The organism is Acidovorax sp. BLS4 (assembly GCF_032929295.1).
Classification (GTDB): domain Bacteria; phylum Pseudomonadota; class Gammaproteobacteria; order Burkholderiales; family Burkholderiaceae_C; genus Paracidovorax.
On sequence record NZ_CP136797.1, the window covers coordinates 1,695,726 to 1,712,451 of the forward strand.

Sequence of the window (16,726 nt, forward strand, 5' to 3'; positions counted from 1 at the left end):
AAAGAAAACCGCCCGGCCGGGTGGCGGGGCGGTTGCTCTTGTTTTCATAGCTGCCAGCGCATGTCGCGGTAGCGCTGGAGGCCTTTTCGATGCCTGGCGTTACTTTTTCTCGCTGCCGTCGCCCAGCTGCGCCAGCGCGGCATTGCCGCCCAGCGACAGCAGGCCGGACTGGGCGTAGACGCCCAGCTTGTGGCGCGTGTCGATGATGTCCAGGTTGCGCATGGTCAGCTGGCCGATGCGGTCCGCGGGGCTGAACGGCGCGTCTTCCACCTTTTCCATCGACAGGCGCTCGGGCGCATAGGTCAGGTTGGGCGACTCGGTGTTGAGCAGCGAGTAGTCGTTGCCGCGGCGCAGCTCCAGCGTCACCGTGCCGGTCACGGCGCGCGCCACCCAGCGCTGGGCGGTCTCGCGCAGCATGATGGCCTGCGGGTCGAACCAGCGGCCCTGGTACAGCAGGCGGCCCAGCTTCAGGCCGTTCATGCGGTACTGCTCGATGGTGTCTTCGTTGTGGATGCCGGTCACCAGACGCTCGTAGGCGATGTGCAGCAGCGCCAGGCCCGGGGCTTCGTAGATGCCGCGGCTCTTGGCTTCGATGATGCGGTTCTCGATCTGGTCGCTCATCCCCAGGCCGTGGCGGCCGCCGATGCGGTTGGCTTCCAGGATCAGCGCCACGGGGTCGTTGTACTCGACGCCGTTCAGGGCGACGGGCTGGCCTTCCTCGAAGCGCACCGACACTTCCTCGGACTTGACCTGGACATCGTCCTTCCAGAACGCCACCCCCATGATGGGGTTCACGATGCGGATGCCGCTGTTCAGGAACTCCAGGTCCTTGGCCTCGTGCGTCGCGCCCAGCATGTTGCTGTCGGTGCTGTAGGCCTTTTCGGCGCTCATCTTGTAGCCGAAGCCTTCCTTCGTCATGAAGGCCGACATTTCGGCGCGGCCGCCCAGCTCGTCGATGAACAGCTGGTCCAGCCAGGGCTTGTAGATCTTGAGCGAGGGGTTGGTGAGCAGGCCGTAGCGGTAAAAGCGCTCGATGTCGTTGCCCTTGAAGGTCGAGCCGTCGCCCCAGATGTGGACGTCGTCTTCCTTCATGGCTGCCACCAGCATGGTGCCGGTGACGGCGCGGCCCAGCGGCGTGGTGTTGAAGTAGGTGATGCCGGCCGTGCTGATGTGGAAGGCGCCGGCCTGCAGCGCGGCGATGCCTTCATGGGCGAGCTGCGTGCGGCAGTCCACCAGGCGGGCCTTTTCGGCGCCGTATTCCATCGCCTTGGCGGGGATGGCGTCGTAGTCCGGCTCGTCGGGCTGGCCCAGGTTGGCCGTGTAGGCGTAGGGCAGGGCGCCCTTGTTCTTCATCCAGCGCAGCGCGGCGCTGGTGTCGAGACCGCCGGAGAAGGCGATGCCGACCTTCTGGTTCAGGGGCAGGTTCTGGAGGATGGTGGCCATGTGCGGTGCCTTGCGGTTCAGCCGAAGTGGCAGATGTAGTGGTAGGCGCTGGCGACGCGGATCTCGAACTTCGACTGGCCGGGCACGCTGAATTTCTCGCCCGCGCCGGACTTCACCCAGGCGTCGGTGCCGTCGAGCTTGTACTCGCACTCGCCGCCCACGCATTCCATGATCTCGGGCGCGCCGGTGTTGAAGGTCAGCGTGGCGGGCAGGATCACGCCCACCGATTTCTTCGTGCCGTCCGGAAACGTGATGTTGTGGCTCACGCATTTGCCGTCGAAATACACGTTGGCTTGGGTGGTGACGGACACGCCGTCGATGGTTTCGGTGGTCATGGATGCGCTTGAAAGGAAGAGGAAGGGGGAAAACCGAAGATTCTAGGTTGAACGCTGCGGCCGGCCCCCGTTCCCCGTGCGAGGCGGCGCCCCAAAACGCCGTGCCGAAGGCGCGCCCCACGAAAAAGGGAGCCCGAAGGCTCCCTGCTGGATGCGTTGGCCGTCCGGCCGGTGGTCCCCTTCAGCGCCAGTAGGGATCGCGCGGGCGGGGCGGGTAGTAGGGGCGGCCGTAGCTGTCGTGGTATTCGATGACCGTGGTGGACGGGGGCGTCACGTAGGCGGGCGGGCCAGGGTAGGTGGAGACCACCACGCCCGGCTGGGCGTAGCCGCCGGAGTAGGCGGGGGCCGGCGGTGCGCTGGCGATGGGCTGCACGCTCACGGGAATCCAGGCGCCCGGGTCGTGCTGCGTGCGGGTGGTGTACTGGCGGCCCGCGTACTCGTACAGCACGTTGTAGCCCATGGTGCGGTTCTCGTAGTACGTCTGGGTGGAGCAGCGCTGCACGTTCTGGTACTCGGGCCGGGTGCCCTCGATGTTGTTGCCCAGCACGGCCCCGCCGATCAGCCCGATGGCGGTGGCGGCGGCGCGGCCGCTGCCCTTGCCGATCGCGTTGCCGGTGGCCCCGCCGGCGATGGCACCCAGCACCGCCCCGGCGCCGGTCGGCCGGGATTCGCCGTAGATGGTTTCGTTACCGCACACCTGCTGGGGAATGGCCACCTGCTCGGTGATGGGGGTGGCGGAGAGGACGCGGCCCTGCTCCTGGGCGCTGGCACTGGCTGCAACGGCAGCCAGCGCGGTCAACAAGATGATTTTCTTCATGGAGAAGCTCCTTTCGGTCGGTGTACAACGCATCAGGCTGAGAAAAAGTTTAGGGTCGCCGTGTCAAGCCTGCAGCCGGGGGCCGTAAATCTGGGTAAAGATTTGTGCCGTTTCAGGGCTTGGAGCGCGCGGTGGCGGCTTCGTTCCAATCGGCTTCGTTGAAACCCACGGTGATGCGGCCGTCCGCCCATTCCACGACCGGGCGCTTGATGACGCTGGGCTGCGCCTTCATCACCTCGGCGGCGCTGCTTGCGTCGTGCACGGCGGCCTGGGTGTCCGCATCCAGCTTGCGCCAAGTCGTTCCCTGGCGGTTGAGCAGCTTTTCCCAGCCCACCGCATCGGCCCAATGCGGCAGGCGATCGGCCGGCACGCCCTGCTTCTTGAAGTCGTGGAACTGGTGCGCAACGCCCTGGGCGGCGAGCCAGGCGCGGGCCTTCTTGACGGTGTCGCAGTTGGGAATGCCGTAGAGCACGGTGGTGGCCGGGCGGGCGGCGGGATGGGCGGGGGTACGGGTGGGGGTACTCATGGCGCTGATCATCGTGCAAGCCGCGCTCGGCGACAATCCGGCCCCGTATGCACACCAATTTCGACACCCTGGAAGGCTGGCTCGGCCATTGTGAGCGCCTGCACCCGAAGAACATCGACATGGGCCTGGACCGCGTGCGTGCCGTGGCCCGGCGCATGGATCTGCGGTTCGACTGCCCAGTCATTACCGTGGCCGGCACCAACGGCAAAGGCTCCACCTGCGCCATGCTCGAAGCGGTGGCGCTGCAGTCGGGGTACCGCACCGGGGTGTACACGTCGCCGCACCTGGTGCACTTCGAGGAGCGGTGCCGCATCCACGGCGAGATCGTCGCCGCATCGGATCTGGTCGCGCACTTCGCCGCCGTGGAAAGCGCCAGGACCCTGGACGGCGAGGACATCTCGCTGTCGTACTTCGAGTTCACCACCCTGGCGATCCTGCGGCTCATGAGCCTGTCGCGGCTGGATGTGGCCATCCTCGAGGTCGGCCTGGGCGGGCGGCTCGATGCCACCAACGTGATCGACACGGACTGCGCCGTCATCACCAGCATCGACATCGACCACACCGAGTTCCTGGGGCCCGACCGCGAAACCATCGGGCGCGAGAAGGCCGGCATCATGCGCACGGGCCGCCCCGTGGTGGTGAGCGATCCCATGGCGCCGCAGAGCGTGCTCGACCATGCGCTGGAAATCGGCGCCGACCTGTGGCGCTTCGGCCATGACTTCAACTTTTCGGGCGACAAGCAGCAGTGGAGCTGGGCCGGGCGGGGCCGCCGCTACGCCGGCATGGCCTACCCTTCCTTGCGGGGCGCCAACCAGCTCGTCAATGCCTCCGGCGCCCTGGCGGCGCTCGAGGCCCTGCGCGACCGGCTTCCGGTCACCGCCCAGGCGGTGCGCAACGGGCTGGCCATGGTGGAACTGCCCGGGCGCTTCCAGATCGTTCCCGGCCAGCCGACCCTGGTGCTGGATGTGGCGCACAACCCCCATTCGGTGGCGGCGCTGACCGCCAACCTGGACGCGATGGGGTTCTTCCCCACCACGCATGCCGTGCTGGGCGCCATGGCCGACAAGGACCTCGGCCCCATGCTGGCCAAGATCGGTCCGCTGGTGGACCGCTGGTATTTCACCGATCTGCCCACGCCCCGCGCCGAGAGCGCCGCGGGCCTGCAGCAGAAATGGAACGCCCTGCAGATCGTGGCCGGGGGGCGCCGCACCGTGCCCACCAGCCTGCACGTGGACCCCCAGCAGGCACTGCAGGCGGCCGTCGATGCCGCGGAGCCGGCTGATAGAATCGTGGTCTTTGGCTCGTTCTACACGGTGGGCGGCGTTCTGACCAATGGGACGCCTCGCCTGCAGGCCAAGCATCTGGGCGCATAAGGTCCGCACGATTCTGCACTCCATGGCATTTTTCAAGTTTCGGTGGCCCGGCAGCAAGGAGCAACCCGATAAACCCGCGGGCAAGCGTTCGCGCAATGCCCAGGCTGAGAGCATCGAGGCCATGCGTCGGCGCGCACGGCACCGGCTGATCGGCGCAGCGGTGCTGGTGTTGCTGGGGGTGGTGGGTTTCCCCATCCTGTTCGACACCCAGCCGCGCCCCATCCCGGTCGATATTCCCATCGACATTCCCGATCGCAACAAGGTGGCTCCCCTGGTGGTGCCCGAGGCCGCGCCGGCCCGTCCGGCAGCTTCGGCCCCGGCCATGGCGTCGGCCGGGGGGCTGGCCGAAGGCGAAGAGGTCGTGCCGTCCAGCCGCAACGCGCCCAAGCCGGCGGCGTCTGCTCCGGTGCACGCCCCTGCGCCCGCGCCTGCAGCGGCGTCCAAGCCCGAGGTGCGGGCCGAGCCCAAGCCGATGCCCCGGCCGGAGCCGAAGCCGCAGATTCACGAATCGAAACCAGAAACCAAACCTGAACCCAAGCCCGAGGCCAAACCGCAGCGCTCGGAAGACGCGGCGCGTGCGCGGGCCTTGCTCGAAGGGCGCGATACCCCGGCGCCGGCCGCGGCAGCATCCAAAAGCGAAGAGGGCCGGCTGATCGTGCAGGTGGGTGCCTTCGCCGATGCCGACAAGGCCCGCGAAGTGCGCCAGTCGCTGGAGCGCGCCGGCCTCAAGACCTACACCCAGGTGGTGGACACCAAGGACGGTAAACGCACCCGCGTCAGGGTCGGCCCCTATGCCTCCCGCGCCGAAGCGGACAAGGCGGCTGCGCGCGTGAAGGGCCTGGGCCTGTCGGCTTCGGTCCTGGCGCTGTAGCCGGCCGACGGGCTCGCGTGCGTACATGGCATCGCTGGACTGGATTTTCTTGGCGGTGCTGCTGGGGTCCCTGGTGCTGGGGGCCTGGCGCGGGCTGATTTATGAGGTGCTGTCGCTGGCGGGCTGGGTCATGGCCTTTTTCATGGCCCAGTGGTGGGCCGAGGACGTGGGGCGGTGGCTGCCGATTTCCGATTCGGCCGAGTCCGTCCGGCATGCGGCGGGCTTTGCGCTGGCGTTCATCGGCACGCTGTTTGCCTGTGGATTCCTGGCCTGGCTGGCCAAGAAATTGATCGAAGCGGTGGGCCTGCGCCCCGTGGACCGCACGCTCGGGGCCGCATTTGGCGCGTTGCGGGGCATGGTGTTGCTGCTGGCGGCATCGCTCGTGGTGCTGTGGACCCCCTTGCAGGAGGGGCTGTGGTGGAAAGAGTCGCAGGCCGCCCCCATATTGACGGGGATGCTGGAAGTTTTGAAGCCGGCTTTGCCGCCAGCGCTGGGAAGGCATCTGCCTTCATGACAGGGACGCGGTGCCACCCCGGTGGCGCTGCACTGATTTTTTATTGCGGGATCGCCCGCCTTTGGATGGAACGCGAATATGTGTGGAATCGTCGGCGTGGTCAGCACGGCTCCTGTCAACCAACTGGTCTATGACGCTCTGCTGCTCCTGCAGCACCGGGGCCAGGATGCGGCGGGCATCGTCACCCAGCAGGGGCGCAAGTTCTTCATGCACAAGGCCAAGGGCATGGTGCGCGACGTGTTTCGCACGCGCAACATGCGTGCGTTGCCGGGCACGGTCGGCCTGGGGCAGGTGCGCTACCCCACGGCGGGCAATGCCTACAGCGAGGAAGAGGCCCAGCCGTTCTACGTGAACGCCCCCTTCGGCCTGGTGCTGGTGCACAACGGCAACCTGACCAATGCGCAATCGCTGCGCGCCGAACTGTTTTCAACCGACCACCGCCATACCAACACCGAGAGCGACTCCGAAGTGCTGCTCAACGTGTTCGCGCATGAGCTGGAGCGCGCCACCCGCGGTGTGCCGTTGCAGACCGAGGACGTGTTCGCGGCCGTGCGTGCCGTGCACCGCCGCGTCAAGGGCTCCTACGCCGTGATCGCGCTGATCGCCGGCCACGGGCTGGTCGCCTTCCGCGATCCCCACGGCATCCGCCCACTGTGCATGGGCCGCAGCCCGGAAGGCACCGTGATGGTCGGCAGCGAGTCGGTGGCCCTGGAAGGCACCAACCACGTGTTCGAGCGCGATATCCAGCCGGGCGAGGCCGTGTTCATCACGGACGACGGCACGGTGCATGCGCAGCAGTGCGCCGATGCGCCGCAGCTCAACCCCTGCATCTTCGAGTTCGTCTACCTGGCGCGTCCGGATTCGGTGCTGGACGGCATCTCGGTGTACCAGGCCCGCCTGAACCTGGGCGAGGCATTGGCCAAGCGCGTGGTCTCCACGGTGCCGCCCAACGAGATCGACGTGATCATTCCCATTCCGGAATCGAGCCGCCCGAGCGCCACGCAACTGGCGCATCTGCTGGGTATTCCGTACCGGGAGGGCTTCGTGAAGAACCGCTATGTGGGGCGCACCTTCATCATGCCGGGGCAGGGCGTTCGCAAGAAGTCTGTGCGGCAAAAGTTGAACGTCATCGCTAGCGAGTTCAAGGGCCGCAACGTGCTGCTGGTGGACGACTCCATCGTGCGTGGCACCACCTCGCGCGAGATCGTGCAGATGGCGCGCGATGCGGGCGCCCGCAAGGTCTACTTGGCCAGCGCCGCGCCGCCGGTGCGCTACCCCAACGTGTACGGCATCGACATGCCCACGAGCAATGAACTGGTGGCCCATGGCCGCACGGTCGAAGAAGTGCGGCAGTCCATCGGCTGCGATGCCTTGATCTATCAGGACGTCAACGGCATGAAGAAGGCAGTGGGCGCACTGAACGGGCGCATCGAAGGCTTCGACGCGTCGTGCTTCGACGGTGTGTACGTCACGGGCGACATCACCGCGCAGGACATCGCGCGGCTGAACGAAGGGCGTGTGGGCGCGGAGGAGCCGCAGGAGGAAGACACTTCCCGCCTGGCCCTGCCCAATGCGCAGGACGCCTGACCGCTATTCGCTTGGATCTTCACGCCATGAACTCCCCTTTGACTGCCCGAACCCTTCCCGAAGGTCTGCACCCCGACACGCTGGCGGTGCGCGAAGCCATTCCCCGCAGCGTGTACGGCGAGCATTCCGAGGCGCTCTACCTGAGCAGCAGCTTCGTGCAGCCCGACGCGGCGACGGCGGCGCGCCGGTTTGCCGGCGAGGAAGAGGGCTATACCTACACCCGGACCGGCAATCCCACGGTCACGAGCTTCGAGCGGCGTCTGGCCGCCCTGGAAGGCACCGAGTCCGCGATCGGCACCGCCACCGGCATGTCGGCCATCCTGCTCATGTGCCTGGCACTGCTCAAGACCGGCGACCATGTGATCTGCTCCCGGTCGATGTTCGGCTCGACCATCAAGCTCATCGGCGGAGAGCTGTCGCGTTTCGGCGTGCAGACCACGTTCGTGCCGCAGACCGATGCGGCCGCATGGAAGGCCGCGCTGCGCCCGGAAACGCGGCTCATGTTTGCGGAAACCCCCACCAATCCGCTGACCGATCTGTGCGATATCCAGGCGCTGGCCGACATTGCCCATGAAGCCGGCGTGCTGCTTGCCGTGGACAACTGCTTCGCCTCTCCCGCCTTGCAGCAGCCCGCCAAATGGGGTGCGGATCTGGTCCTGCACTCGGGCACCAAGTTCCTCGACGGACAGGGCCGGGTGATGGCGGGGGCCGTGTGTGGACCCCGCGCGCTCATCGACGACAAGCTCGCGCCCATGATCCGCAGCGCGGGCATGAACCTGTCGCCCTTCAATGCATGGGTGGTTCTGAAGGGCATGGAAACCTTGTCCATCCGCATGAAGGCGCAGAGCGCCAACGCGCTGCAGCTGGCCACCTGGCTCGAATCGCATCCGCGCGTGGCGCGCGTGTACTACCCGGGGCTGGCGTCCCATCCCCAGCATGCGCTGGCCATGCGCCAGCAATCCGGCCTCGGCGGCGCCGTGCTGTCGTTCGACGTCAAGGTGAAAGAGGGCGATCCGGCCTCGGCCCGTGCACAGGCATTCCATGTGATCGACAGCACGCGGGTGTGCAGCATCACGGCCAATCTCGGCGACACCAAGACCACCATCACCCATCCCGCCAGCACCTCGCATGGCCGCCTGACCGAAGAGCAGCGCCAGGCCGCCGGCCTGGGGCAAGGCCTGATCCGCGTGGCGGTCGGGCTGGAACACATCGAAGATTTGAAGGCCGACCTCGCGCGCGGCCTGGATACCCTGCAATGACCGAAGCCAACCTGACCCAGCGCGTTCGCACGCGTTTCGCTCCCTCGCCTACGGGTTTCATCCATCTGGGGAACATCCGCTCCGCCCTGTACCCCTGGGCGTTTGCCCGCGCAACGGGTGGCGACTTCATCCTGCGCATCGAGGACACCGACCTGGAGCGGTCCAGCCAGGCCGCCGTGGACGTGATTCTGGAAGGCATGGAATGGCTCGGCATGCAGCCCGACGAAGGCCCGTTCTACCAGATGCAGCGCATGGACCGCTACAAGGAAGTGCTGGCACAACTGCAGCAGGCCGGCCATGTCTATCCCTGCTACATGAGCGTGCCGGAACTCGACGCGCTGCGCGAACGGCAGATGCAGGCCAAGGAAAAACCGCGCTACGACGGCACGTGGCGTCCCGAGCCCGGCAAGACCCTCCCGGCCGTGCCGCAGGGCGTGCAGCCGGTGCTGCGTTTTCGCAATCCTCTGGGCGGCTCGGTCATCTGGGACGACAAGGTCAAGGGGCGCATCGAGATCCGCAACGACGAACTCGACGATCTGGTGATCGCGCGCCCAGATGGCACGCCGACTTACAACTTCTGCGTGGTGGTCGATGACATCGACATGGCGATCACGCATGTGATCCGTGGGGACGACCACGTCAACAACACACCGCGCCAGATCAACATCTTCGAGGCCCTCGGAAAGCAGCCCCCGGTGTATGCCCACCTGCCCACCGTGCTCAACGAGCAGGGCGAGAAGATGAGCAAGCGCAATGGCGCCAAGCCCGTGACCCAGTACCGGGACGAAGGCTATCTGCCCGAAGCCATGGTGAACTACCTGGCCCGGCTGGGCTGGAGCCACGGCGACGACGAGATCTTCAGCCGCGAGCAGTTCTTGCAGTGGTTCAATCTCGACCATCTGGGGCGCAGCGCCGCCCAGTTCGACGAAGCCAAGCTGCGGTGGGTGAACGCGCAGCATCTCAAAGCCATGGCGGACGACGCCCTGGCCGCACTGGTGGCGCCGCGGCTGGAACAGCGGGGCATTTCTGCGGCAGAGCTGGCCGATGGCCGCCTGCCGCGCATCTGCGCGCTTTTCAAGGACCGTTGCGACACGACCGTGGCATTGGCGGACTGGGCTTGCGTCTTCTACGGCGATGTGGCGCCCAACCCCGAGGAGTACGCCAAGCACGTGACCGAAGCCGTGTGGCCTGCCATCGGTGCACTGTCGCAGGCCTTGACCACCTGTGCGTGGGACAAGGCTGCAATCTCTGCCGCCTTCAAGGAAGTGCTCGCCGCCCATTCGCTCAAGATGCCGCAACTGGCCATGCCGGTGCGCGTGCTGACCGTGGGAACGGCCCACACGCCATCGGTCGATGCGGTGCTCGAACTCGTAGGCCGCGAAAAAATCGCAGCGAGATTGCTGAAGCCTTAAAAACCTGTCTATAATTCAAGGCTCAGGAAATGATGACAGTCACAGTGTGAATGTGGTCATTCAGTGGGGGTATAGCTCAGCTGGGAGAGCGCTTGCATGGCATGCAAGAGGTCATCGGTTCGATCCCGTTTACCTCCACCACTGAGAGTTAGAGAACGGTTAGTTCCCAGGTTTTGACCCTATCGTCTAGAGGCCTAGGACATCACCCTTTCACGGTGAGTACCGGGGTTCGAATCCCCGTAGGGTCGCCAAGTTTGTAGCACTTGGCTTGTGTCTTTTCACAAGCAAACGCTGCCTGCCAGGAGTGGTAGTTCAGTTGGTTAGAATACCGGCCTGTCACGCCGGGGGTCGCGGGTTCGAGTCCCGTCCACTCCGCCAGTCAAAGCCCTTGCAGGTCTTGGATGTGCAAGGGTTTTTCTTTGGTGAATGCCGAAGAAAGTGGGGGTATAGCTCAGCTGGGAGAGCGCTTGCATGGCATGCAAGAGGTCATCGGTTCGATCCCGTTTACCTCCACCACTGAGAGTTAGAGAACGGTTAGTTCCCAGGTTTTGACCCTATCGTCTAGAGGCCTAGGACATCACCCTTTCACGGTGAGTACCGGGGTTCGAATCCCCGTAGGGTCGCCAAGTTTGTAGCACTTGGCTTGTGTCTTTTCACAAGCAAACGCTGCCTGCCAGGAGTGGTAGTTCAGTTGGTTAGAATACCGGCCTGTCACGCCGGGGGTCGCGGGTTCGAGTCCCGTCCACTCCGCCATATGGAAGCCCTCGCAAGCAATGCTTGCGAGGGCTTTTTCTTTGGTTTTTGGTGGCGATGGCGGCTTGGCTGCGTGGGATGGTGTCCATCCGTTGCGGACCGACCTACAGTGGCTCTTTCAAAAGAATGGTGCATGCCGCACTGCCGCACTGCCGCACTGCCGCACTGCCAGCGCATGGTCCGTCAGCCCATGGGCTAATGGGAAGCTGAGGGGAAAAGGACTTTGACATGCTGTCGATCCGGGTGCCCATTGCACCGTCGCAGGATGGACCCCATTGCTGTGCAAAAAAACCCTTTGTTTTTTGGATCCAACGGAAGGCGCATCGCAGCGGGCCTGTCCCAAACGGGCACAATCGCGCCTTTCGCCCCCTCGCCGTCAACGGATCGCCTCTGCCGCCACAGCCCGCCTCCCGGCAGCCTAGGGCGATTCAGGCACCGCGCGCCACCCCTTCCATGCCCATCGACCGCTCCCTGCCTCCACCCCATGCTGGCTCCGCCTCCGCCCGGCTGCAGTCCATCGACGCGCTGCGCGGGCTCGTCATCCTGTTCATGCTGCTGGACCACGTGCGCGAAACCTTTTTCCTGCACCACCAGGTCAGCGACCCCATGGTCGTCGCGGCCACCTCGCCCGATCTGTTCGCGAGCCGGCTGCTGGCCCACGTGTGCGCGCCGGTGTTCGTGTTCCTCACGGGGCTGTCCGCCTGCCTGTATGGTTCGCGGCAGGGCGGAGGCCGGGGGGCGGCCTCGGTGTTCCTGCTCCAGCGGGGGTGCTTCCTGGTCGCGCTGGAACTCACGCTGGTGAACTTTGCCTGGACCTTCCAGTGGCCGCCGCAGGTGGTGTACTTGCAGGTGATCTGGGTGATCGGCCTGAGCATGCTGGCCCTGGCTGCGCTGCTGTGGCTGCCGCGCACCGTGTTGATCGCCCTGGGCGTGGCGATCGTGGCCGGGCACAACCTGCTCGACGGGCTGCATTTTCCGTTCGGCCATGCGCTGCACATTCCCTGGGCGGTGCTGCACGACCGCGGCTGGATCGAAGTGGGCGAATCGCTGCGCCTGCGCACTTCCTATCCGCTGTTGCCCTGGATCGGCGTGATCGCGCTGGGCTATGCGGCTGGACCCTGGTTCCTGGCGTCCACGGATGCGGGCGCGCGGCAGCGCCGCCTGCTGGCCTGGGGCACGGGCCTGCTGGCCGGGTTTGCCGTGTTGCGCTGGTGGAACGTGTACGGCGACAAGCCCTGGGTGGCGGGCGACACGGCCCTGGCCACCGCGATGTCGTTTTTCAACGTGACCAAATACCCGCCTTCGCTGCTGTTCATCGCGCTCACGCTGGGCATCGGCCTGCTGGTGCTGCGGGCGTTCGAGCGGGCGCGGCCCGGGGCTGGGCTGCGGGTGTTGGCGGGGTTCGGTGCCGCGCCCATGTTCTTTTACCTGCTGCACCTGTACGTGCTCAAGCTGCTTTACCTCGCGGCGGTGGCCGTGTGGGGCAAGACCCAGGGCACGTATTTCGGGTTCGACGCCATGTGGGCCGTCTGGCTGTGCACGGCCGTCCTGGCCGTGGCGCTGTACCCCGCGGTGAAAGCCTTTGGGGCCTTCAAGGCGCGGCGGCGCGACATCGCCTGGCTCAAGTACCTTTGAGCATGGGCGGTGCCGTCGCGGATGCCCGCGTTGGTGTGCAGCCGGGTCAGTGGGGCCGGCCGGAGGTGTCGGCCCGGTTCACCTCGATGGAGACGTGCACCAGTTCCTCGTGCACGCTCAGCAGGCGCTTGAAGAAGTCGGGCGACACGGACGGATGGGCCGTGGACAGCGACAGGATGCAGGCGTACAGTCCCGTCCCGACGCGCCACACGTGAAGGTCGCACACGCTGGCGGGAATGGGGCTGGCGGCGATCGCATCGCGGATTTCCTGCACCACGGGCGCGTCCATTTCCGCGTCCAGCAACACCCGCCCGGTATCGCGCAGCAGCCCCCAGGCCCAGCCCGCGACCAGGGCCGCGCCCAGCAGGCCCACGGCCGGGTCGAGCCAGTCGGCGCCCCACAGCAGCCCCCCGCACAGCGCGGCGATGGCCAGCACCGATGTGGCAGCGTCGGCCACCACGTGCAGGTAGGCCGACCGCAGGTTCAGATCGGCTGGCGTCATCCCATGGCTGTGACCGTGGCCTTCATGCGCAGGGTGTTCGTGGTGTGCGTGGTGCGCGTGCCCGCCGCGCAGCAGCCAGGCGCACGCGAGGTTGACCACCAGTCCCAGCGCGGCCGTGAAGACGGCCTGCTCATACTGGATGGGCGCCGGGGCGAGGAGCCGCTGCACCGACTGGTACACCATGAGCCCGGCCACGAGCAGCAGCAGGATGGCGCTGGTGTAACCGCCCAGCACCTCGATCTTCCAGGTGCCGAACGCGAAGCGGCCATCGCTCGCGTGGCGCCGGGCCGCTGCATACGCCACGGCGGACAGCCCGAGCGCCAGGGCATGCGAGCCCATGTGCCAGCCGTCCGCCAGCAATGCCATCGAGCCGAAGGCCCAGCCGCCGACGATCTCCGCCACCATCATGGCGACCGTCAGTGCCACCGCCCAGCGGGTGTTGCGCTCGGCCAGGGGATTGCCGTGGCTGAAGACATGGGGGTGCTGCCAGTCGGCTGCGAGGGGGGCGTTGGCGGAAGGGTTTTGGTTCATGAAAGTCATGGTGGAAGATACTGTACCCCAGTATATTTTCAGCCCTTCGTACAATCCGGCCATGGCCCATACCATCCACGGAAAAAAGAAGCTCCTGGCCCGCGTGCGGCGCATCCAGGGCCAGGCGGCGGCCCTCGAGCGGGCGCTGGAACAGGAGGCTGACTGCATGGCGGTGCTGCAGCAGATCGCGGCCGTTCGCGGCGCGGTGAATGGCCTGATGGCGCAGGTGCTGGAAGGCCACATCGTTCAGCACCTGGGCGACCCTGCTACCCCCGCACAGCAGCGCGCGCAGGACGTGGCGGCGGTGGCCTCGGCGCTGCGCTCCTACCTCAAATAGGCCGGGTGCTCCGGGGCAAGACCGCGCCCGGCCGCCGGCCAATCGGGCGCCCGAGCGGCGGATGCCGCCGTTGGCGACAATCGGGCCCATGTTTCCTTCGCCCTTCCTCCGCGCCGCCCTCGTTCTGGGCCTTCTTTCGGCCATCGGCCCCTTTGCCATCGACATGTACCTGCCGGCGCTTCCCGACATCGGGCGCAGCCTGGGCGCGCAGGTCGGCGCCGTGCAGTGGAGCCTGACGGCGTTCTTCCTGGCGCTGGGGGCGGGGCAGCTGTTCTACGGCCCCGTATCTGACATGGTGGGGCGCAAGCCGCCGCTGTATTTCGGGCTGCTGCTGTTCACCGCGGCGAGCGTGGGTTGCGCCCTCGCGACCGAGATCGAGACGCTCGTGGCGTTGCGCTTCCTGCAGGGCCTGGGCGCCGCCGCCGGGATGGCCATTCCGCGCGCCGTGGTGCGCGATCTGCACACCGGCACCGATGCCGCGCGCCTGATGGCGCTGCTGATGTTGGTGTTCAGCGTGTCGCCCATCCTCGCGCCGCTCGCGGGCAGCGGCGTCATCGCGCTCACCGGCTGGCGCGGCGTGTTCTGGGTGGTGGCGGTGGCCGCCATCGCAGGGCTGGCGCTGGTCCATGGCGCGCTGCGCGAGACGCGTCCCGCTGCCGACCGGGTGGAAAGCAGCCTGGGCAGCGCCCTGCGGGCTTACGGGCTCCTGCTGCGCGATCGCCATTACCTGGGCCTGGTCTTCATCGGCGGCTGCGCCATGTCGGGGTTCTTCGTCTACCTGGCGGGCTCGCCGTTCGTGCTCATCAACCACTACGGGCTCACGCCCACGCAGTACAGCCTGGCGTTCTCGCTGAACGCGGCGGCCTTCATCGGCTCGTCCCAGTTCACCGGCCTGCTGGGCCAGCGGTTCGGCCTGGTGCCGCTCGTCAAGGTGGCGGCCAGCGCGGCGGGCGTGGTCATGGTGCTGCTGCTGGCCTACTACCTGCTGGGCGGTGACCAGCTGGCGGTGCTGATCGCGCTGTATTTCGTATCCAGCGCCTTCATGGGGCTGGTGATTCCCACCACGTCGGTGCTGGCGCTGGAGCAGCACGGCGCCATCGCCGGCACCGCCTCGGCCCTGCTGGGCACGCTGCAGATGCTGACGGGTGCGGCCGCCATGGGCATCGTCGGCCTGTTCGCCAATGGACAGCCCTTGCCCATGGTGATCGGCATGGCCGCAGGCGCGCTGGTGGGCGTGGCGCTGACCTGGATCACCCTGGCGGGCCCGCATGCCGCCGGACCGGTGGAGGCGCGGGTTTGAGCCCCGGTCCGGGCGCCGCCGCCGCGGGGCAGGGCGCGCCCACCGCCTCCGACGGGCTGCCGGGGCGCGACCGTGCGCGGGCCATGCTGGTCATCATCCTCGGACTGGCCGTGGCGGTGCTGGACGGCAGCATCGTCAACCTCGCGCTGCCTGGTATCGCGCGCGAACTGAACGCGGGCGCGGCGCAGGCCATCTGGGTCGTCAACGCCTACCAGATCGCCACGCTGGTCATGCTGCTGCCGCTCGCCTCGCTGGGCGAGCGCATCGGCTACCGGCGCGTGTACCTGCTGGGCATGGCGCTGTTCGCCGTGTCGTCGCTCGGGGCCATGCTGGCCACATCACTCCCCGCGCTGGTGGTGGCGCGCGCGGTGCAGGGGCTGGGTGCGGCGGGCATCATGAGCGTGAATGCCGCGCTGGTGCGCCTGACCTATCCGCGCGCACACCTGGGCCGGGGCATGGCCATCAACTCGCTGGTCGTGGCCACCTCGTCGATGGCCGGGCCCTCGGTGGCGGCGGCCATCCTGTCGTTCGCATCGTGGCCCTGGCTGTTCGCGCTGAACCTGCCGCTGGGCCTGTTCACGCTGTGGCTGGGGCGGCGCGCGCTACCGTTCAATCCGCCCAGCACGCACACCGGCGCGCGGCTGACGGTGCTGGACGTGACGCTGAACATCCTCATGTTCGCGCTGATCTTCATCGGTGGCGAGCAGCTCGGCGTGCGGGGCGAGGCCTCGCGTGCGGCGGCCCCGCTGGGCTGGGCGCTGCTGCTGGCCGGCGTTGCGGTGGGCTGGGTGTACCTGCGGCGGCAGCGGCGCGTGGCCGTGCCGCTGTTTCCGGTGGACCTGCTGCGCATCCCGGTGTTCGCGCTGTCGATGGGCGCGTCGGTCGGGGCCTTCTGCGCGCAGATGCTGGCCTTTCTGTCGCTGCCGTTCCTGTTGCTGGAGGCGCAGGGCCGGTCGCACTTCGAGGCGGGCCTGCTCATCACCGCCTGGCCGCTGGCCATCGTGGTGGTGGCGCCATTCGCGGGACGGCTCATCGGCCGCTTCGCGGATGGCCTGCTGGGCGGCGTCGGCATGGCGGTGTTCGCCTGCGGGCTGGTCGCACTGGCCGTGCTGCCGCCGCAGCCGGGCGTGTTCGACGTGGCGTGGCGCATGCTTTTGTGCGGGGCAGGCTTCGGGCTGTTCCAGTCGCCCAACAACCACACCATCGTCGCCTCGGCGCCGTTGCACCGTTCGGGCGCGGCCAGCGGCATGCTGGGCACCGCGCGTCTGACCGGGCAGACCCTGGGCGCCGTGCTGCTGGCGGGCATCTTCGCGATCTGGGGCCAGCACGACGGGCAGGGCGAATCGGTGGCGCTGATGGCGGCGGCCGGCTGCGCGGCGTTGGCGGGCGTGTGCAGCGTGATGCGGCTGCGGCATGGCGCCACGGCGCATGCCTGAATCCGGTTTTGGCCTTTTAGGCCGCCAGCGCAATCGATACTAGGGCATTGTGCTATTGAATTAATAGCATTTCGTTTGGGGCATGGTCGGCCGCG

15 protein-coding genes and 6 tRNA genes are annotated in these 16,726 nt (G+C 67.2%); 16 read left to right on the plus strand and 5 right to left on the minus strand.

Going from position 1 to position 16,726, the window contains the following annotated elements; all coding sequences use genetic code 11:
* Nucleotides 1–99: 99 nt before the first annotated feature.
* From argG to R1Z03_RS07890, 4 genes are all read right to left on the minus strand, one after another.
* Nucleotides 100–1,443 (minus strand): argininosuccinate synthase, encoded by a 1,344-nt coding sequence (gene argG, locus R1Z03_RS07875; RefSeq protein ID WP_272568543.1) that lies wholly within the window; start codon nucleotides 1,441–1,443, stop codon nucleotides 100–102.
* Nucleotides 1,444–1,460: 17 nt separating this feature from the next.
* Nucleotides 1,461–1,778, minus strand: a complete 318-nt coding sequence (locus R1Z03_RS07880) for a pyrimidine/purine nucleoside phosphorylase (protein ID WP_284406184.1) — start codon at nucleotides 1,776–1,778, stop codon at nucleotides 1,461–1,463.
* Nucleotides 1,779–1,959: 181 nt separating this feature from the next.
* Nucleotides 1,960–2,595 (minus strand): glycine zipper 2TM domain-containing protein, encoded by a 636-nt coding sequence (locus tag R1Z03_RS07885; protein WP_284406185.1) that lies wholly within the window; start codon nucleotides 2,593–2,595, stop codon nucleotides 1,960–1,962.
* A gap of 112 nt (nucleotides 2,596–2,707) precedes the next feature.
* Entirely contained in the window at nucleotides 2,708–3,121 is a 414-nt protein-coding gene (locus R1Z03_RS07890; RefSeq protein WP_317358470.1) for an ArsC family reductase, read from the minus strand.
* A 47-nt stretch (nucleotides 3,122–3,168) separates the two neighbouring features.
* Here R1Z03_RS07890 and folC point away from each other — a divergent pair, with 47 nt between their 5' ends.
* From folC to R1Z03_RS07955, 13 genes are all read left to right on the plus strand, one after another.
* The gene (gene folC / locus R1Z03_RS07895; protein ID WP_284431505.1) at nucleotides 3,169–4,494 is read left to right on the plus strand and encodes a bifunctional tetrahydrofolate synthase/dihydrofolate synthase; all 1,326 of its coding nucleotides are present in this window, start codon (nucleotides 3,169–3,171) and stop codon (nucleotides 4,492–4,494) included.
* 22 nt (nucleotides 4,495–4,516) lie between these two features.
* Nucleotides 4,517–5,365 (plus strand): SPOR domain-containing protein, encoded by an 849-nt coding sequence (locus R1Z03_RS07900; RefSeq protein ID WP_317358472.1) that lies wholly within the window; start codon nucleotides 4,517–4,519, stop codon nucleotides 5,363–5,365.
* A 25-nt stretch (nucleotides 5,366–5,390) separates the two neighbouring features.
* Nucleotides 5,391–5,879, plus strand: a complete 489-nt coding sequence (locus R1Z03_RS07905) for a CvpA family protein (protein ID WP_284431507.1) — start codon at nucleotides 5,391–5,393, stop codon at nucleotides 5,877–5,879.
* A gap of 78 nt (nucleotides 5,880–5,957) precedes the next feature.
* Nucleotides 5,958–7,466: an amidophosphoribosyltransferase gene (gene purF, locus R1Z03_RS07910; RefSeq protein ID WP_284431508.1), complete on the plus strand. Its 1,509-nt coding sequence runs from the start codon at nucleotides 5,958–5,960 to the stop codon at nucleotides 7,464–7,466.
* A gap of 26 nt (nucleotides 7,467–7,492) precedes the next feature.
* Nucleotides 7,493–8,725 (plus strand): O-succinylhomoserine sulfhydrylase, encoded by a 1,233-nt coding sequence (locus R1Z03_RS07915; protein WP_372588245.1) that lies wholly within the window; start codon nucleotides 7,493–7,495, stop codon nucleotides 8,723–8,725.
* Entirely contained in the window at nucleotides 8,722–10,137 is a 1,416-nt protein-coding gene (gltX, locus tag R1Z03_RS07920; RefSeq protein WP_317358476.1) for a glutamate--tRNA ligase, read from the plus strand. The genes R1Z03_RS07915 and gltX overlap by 4 nt, the downstream gene beginning before the upstream one ends.
* Before the next feature lie 65 nt (nucleotides 10,138–10,202).
* Nucleotides 10,203–10,278: transfer RNA gene (locus R1Z03_RS07925), tRNA-Ala, on the plus strand.
* A gap of 34 nt (nucleotides 10,279–10,312) precedes the next feature.
* Nucleotides 10,313–10,388 (plus strand) — tRNA-Glu (locus R1Z03_RS07930).
* A gap of 50 nt (nucleotides 10,389–10,438) precedes the next feature.
* Nucleotides 10,439–10,515 (plus strand) — tRNA-Asp (locus tag R1Z03_RS07935).
* 62 nt (nucleotides 10,516–10,577) lie between these two features.
* Nucleotides 10,578–10,653 (plus strand) — tRNA-Ala (locus R1Z03_RS07940).
* A 34-nt stretch (nucleotides 10,654–10,687) separates the two neighbouring features.
* Nucleotides 10,688–10,763, plus strand: a tRNA-Glu gene (locus R1Z03_RS07945).
* Between the two features lie 50 nt (nucleotides 10,764–10,813).
* Nucleotides 10,814–10,890, plus strand: a tRNA-Asp gene (locus R1Z03_RS07950).
* Nucleotides 10,891–11,343: 453 nt separating this feature from the next.
* Nucleotides 11,344–12,525, plus strand: coding sequence for a DUF1624 domain-containing protein (locus R1Z03_RS07955; protein WP_284430724.1), 1,182 nt, complete (start codon nucleotides 11,344–11,346; stop codon nucleotides 12,523–12,525).
* A 46-nt stretch (nucleotides 12,526–12,571) separates the two neighbouring features.
* Here R1Z03_RS07955 and dmeF read toward each other — a convergent pair whose 3' ends face one another.
* A complete protein-coding gene (dmeF, locus tag R1Z03_RS07960) occupies nucleotides 12,572–13,558 on the minus strand; it encodes a CDF family Co(II)/Ni(II) efflux transporter DmeF (protein ID WP_317358480.1) in 987 nt (328 codons plus the stop codon).
* 61 nt (nucleotides 13,559–13,619) lie between these two features.
* On the opposite strand from dmeF, the gene R1Z03_RS07965 reads away from it, so the two are divergent.
* From R1Z03_RS07965 to R1Z03_RS07975, 3 genes are all read left to right on the plus strand, one after another.
* A complete protein-coding gene (locus R1Z03_RS07965; RefSeq protein WP_272568573.1) occupies nucleotides 13,620–13,895 on the plus strand; it encodes a metal/formaldehyde-sensitive transcriptional repressor in 276 nt (91 codons plus the stop codon).
* Between the two features lie 88 nt (nucleotides 13,896–13,983).
* Nucleotides 13,984–15,195 carry a multidrug effflux MFS transporter gene (locus R1Z03_RS07970; RefSeq protein WP_317358484.1) on the plus strand — a complete coding sequence of 404 codons (1,212 nt, stop codon included), beginning with the start codon at nucleotides 13,984–13,986 and terminating at the stop codon, nucleotides 15,193–15,195.
* Between the two features lie 83 nt (nucleotides 15,196–15,278).
* On the plus strand, nucleotides 15,279–16,631 hold the full coding sequence (locus R1Z03_RS07975; protein WP_317360288.1) for an MFS transporter: 1,353 nt from the start codon (nucleotides 15,279–15,281) through the stop codon (nucleotides 16,629–16,631).
* Nucleotides 16,632–16,726 lie beyond the last annotated feature (95 nt).

Bases quoted from the DNA above. Each gene is read 5' to 3' on its own strand.
- argG (WP_272568543.1), bottom strand. From the start codon at position 1,443: ATGGCCACCATCCTCCAGAACCTGCCCCTGAACCAGAAGGTCGGCATC.
- R1Z03_RS07880 (WP_284406184.1), bottom strand. From the start codon at position 1,778: ATGACCACCGAAACCATCGACGGCGTGTCCGTCACCACCCAAGCCAAC.
- R1Z03_RS07885 (WP_284406185.1), bottom strand. From the start codon at position 2,595: ATGAAGAAAATCATCTTGTTGACCGCGCTGGCTGCCGTTGCAGCCAGT.
- R1Z03_RS07890 (WP_317358470.1), bottom strand. From the start codon at position 3,121: ATGAGTACCCCCACCCGTACCCCCGCCCATCCCGCCGCCCGCCCGGCC.
- folC (WP_284431505.1), top strand. From the start codon at position 3,169: ATGCACACCAATTTCGACACCCTGGAAGGCTGGCTCGGCCATTGTGAG.
- R1Z03_RS07900 (WP_317358472.1), top strand. From the start codon at position 4,517: ATGGCATTTTTCAAGTTTCGGTGGCCCGGCAGCAAGGAGCAACCCGAT.
- R1Z03_RS07905 (WP_284431507.1), top strand. From the start codon at position 5,391: ATGGCATCGCTGGACTGGATTTTCTTGGCGGTGCTGCTGGGGTCCCTG.
- purF (WP_284431508.1), top strand. From the start codon at position 5,958: ATGTGTGGAATCGTCGGCGTGGTCAGCACGGCTCCTGTCAACCAACTG.
- R1Z03_RS07915 (WP_372588245.1), top strand. From the start codon at position 7,493: ATGAACTCCCCTTTGACTGCCCGAACCCTTCCCGAAGGTCTGCACCCC.
- gltX (WP_317358476.1), top strand. From the start codon at position 8,722: ATGACCGAAGCCAACCTGACCCAGCGCGTTCGCACGCGTTTCGCTCCC.
- R1Z03_RS07955 (WP_284430724.1), top strand. From the start codon at position 11,344: ATGCCCATCGACCGCTCCCTGCCTCCACCCCATGCTGGCTCCGCCTCC.
- dmeF (WP_317358480.1), bottom strand. From the start codon at position 13,558: ATGAACCAAAACCCTTCCGCCAACGCCCCCCTCGCAGCCGACTGGCAG.
- R1Z03_RS07965 (WP_272568573.1), top strand. From the start codon at position 13,620: ATGGCCCATACCATCCACGGAAAAAAGAAGCTCCTGGCCCGCGTGCGG.
- R1Z03_RS07970 (WP_317358484.1), top strand. From the start codon at position 13,984: ATGTTTCCTTCGCCCTTCCTCCGCGCCGCCCTCGTTCTGGGCCTTCTT.
- R1Z03_RS07975 (WP_317360288.1), top strand. From the start codon at position 15,279: ATGCTGGTCATCATCCTCGGACTGGCCGTGGCGGTGCTGGACGGCAGC.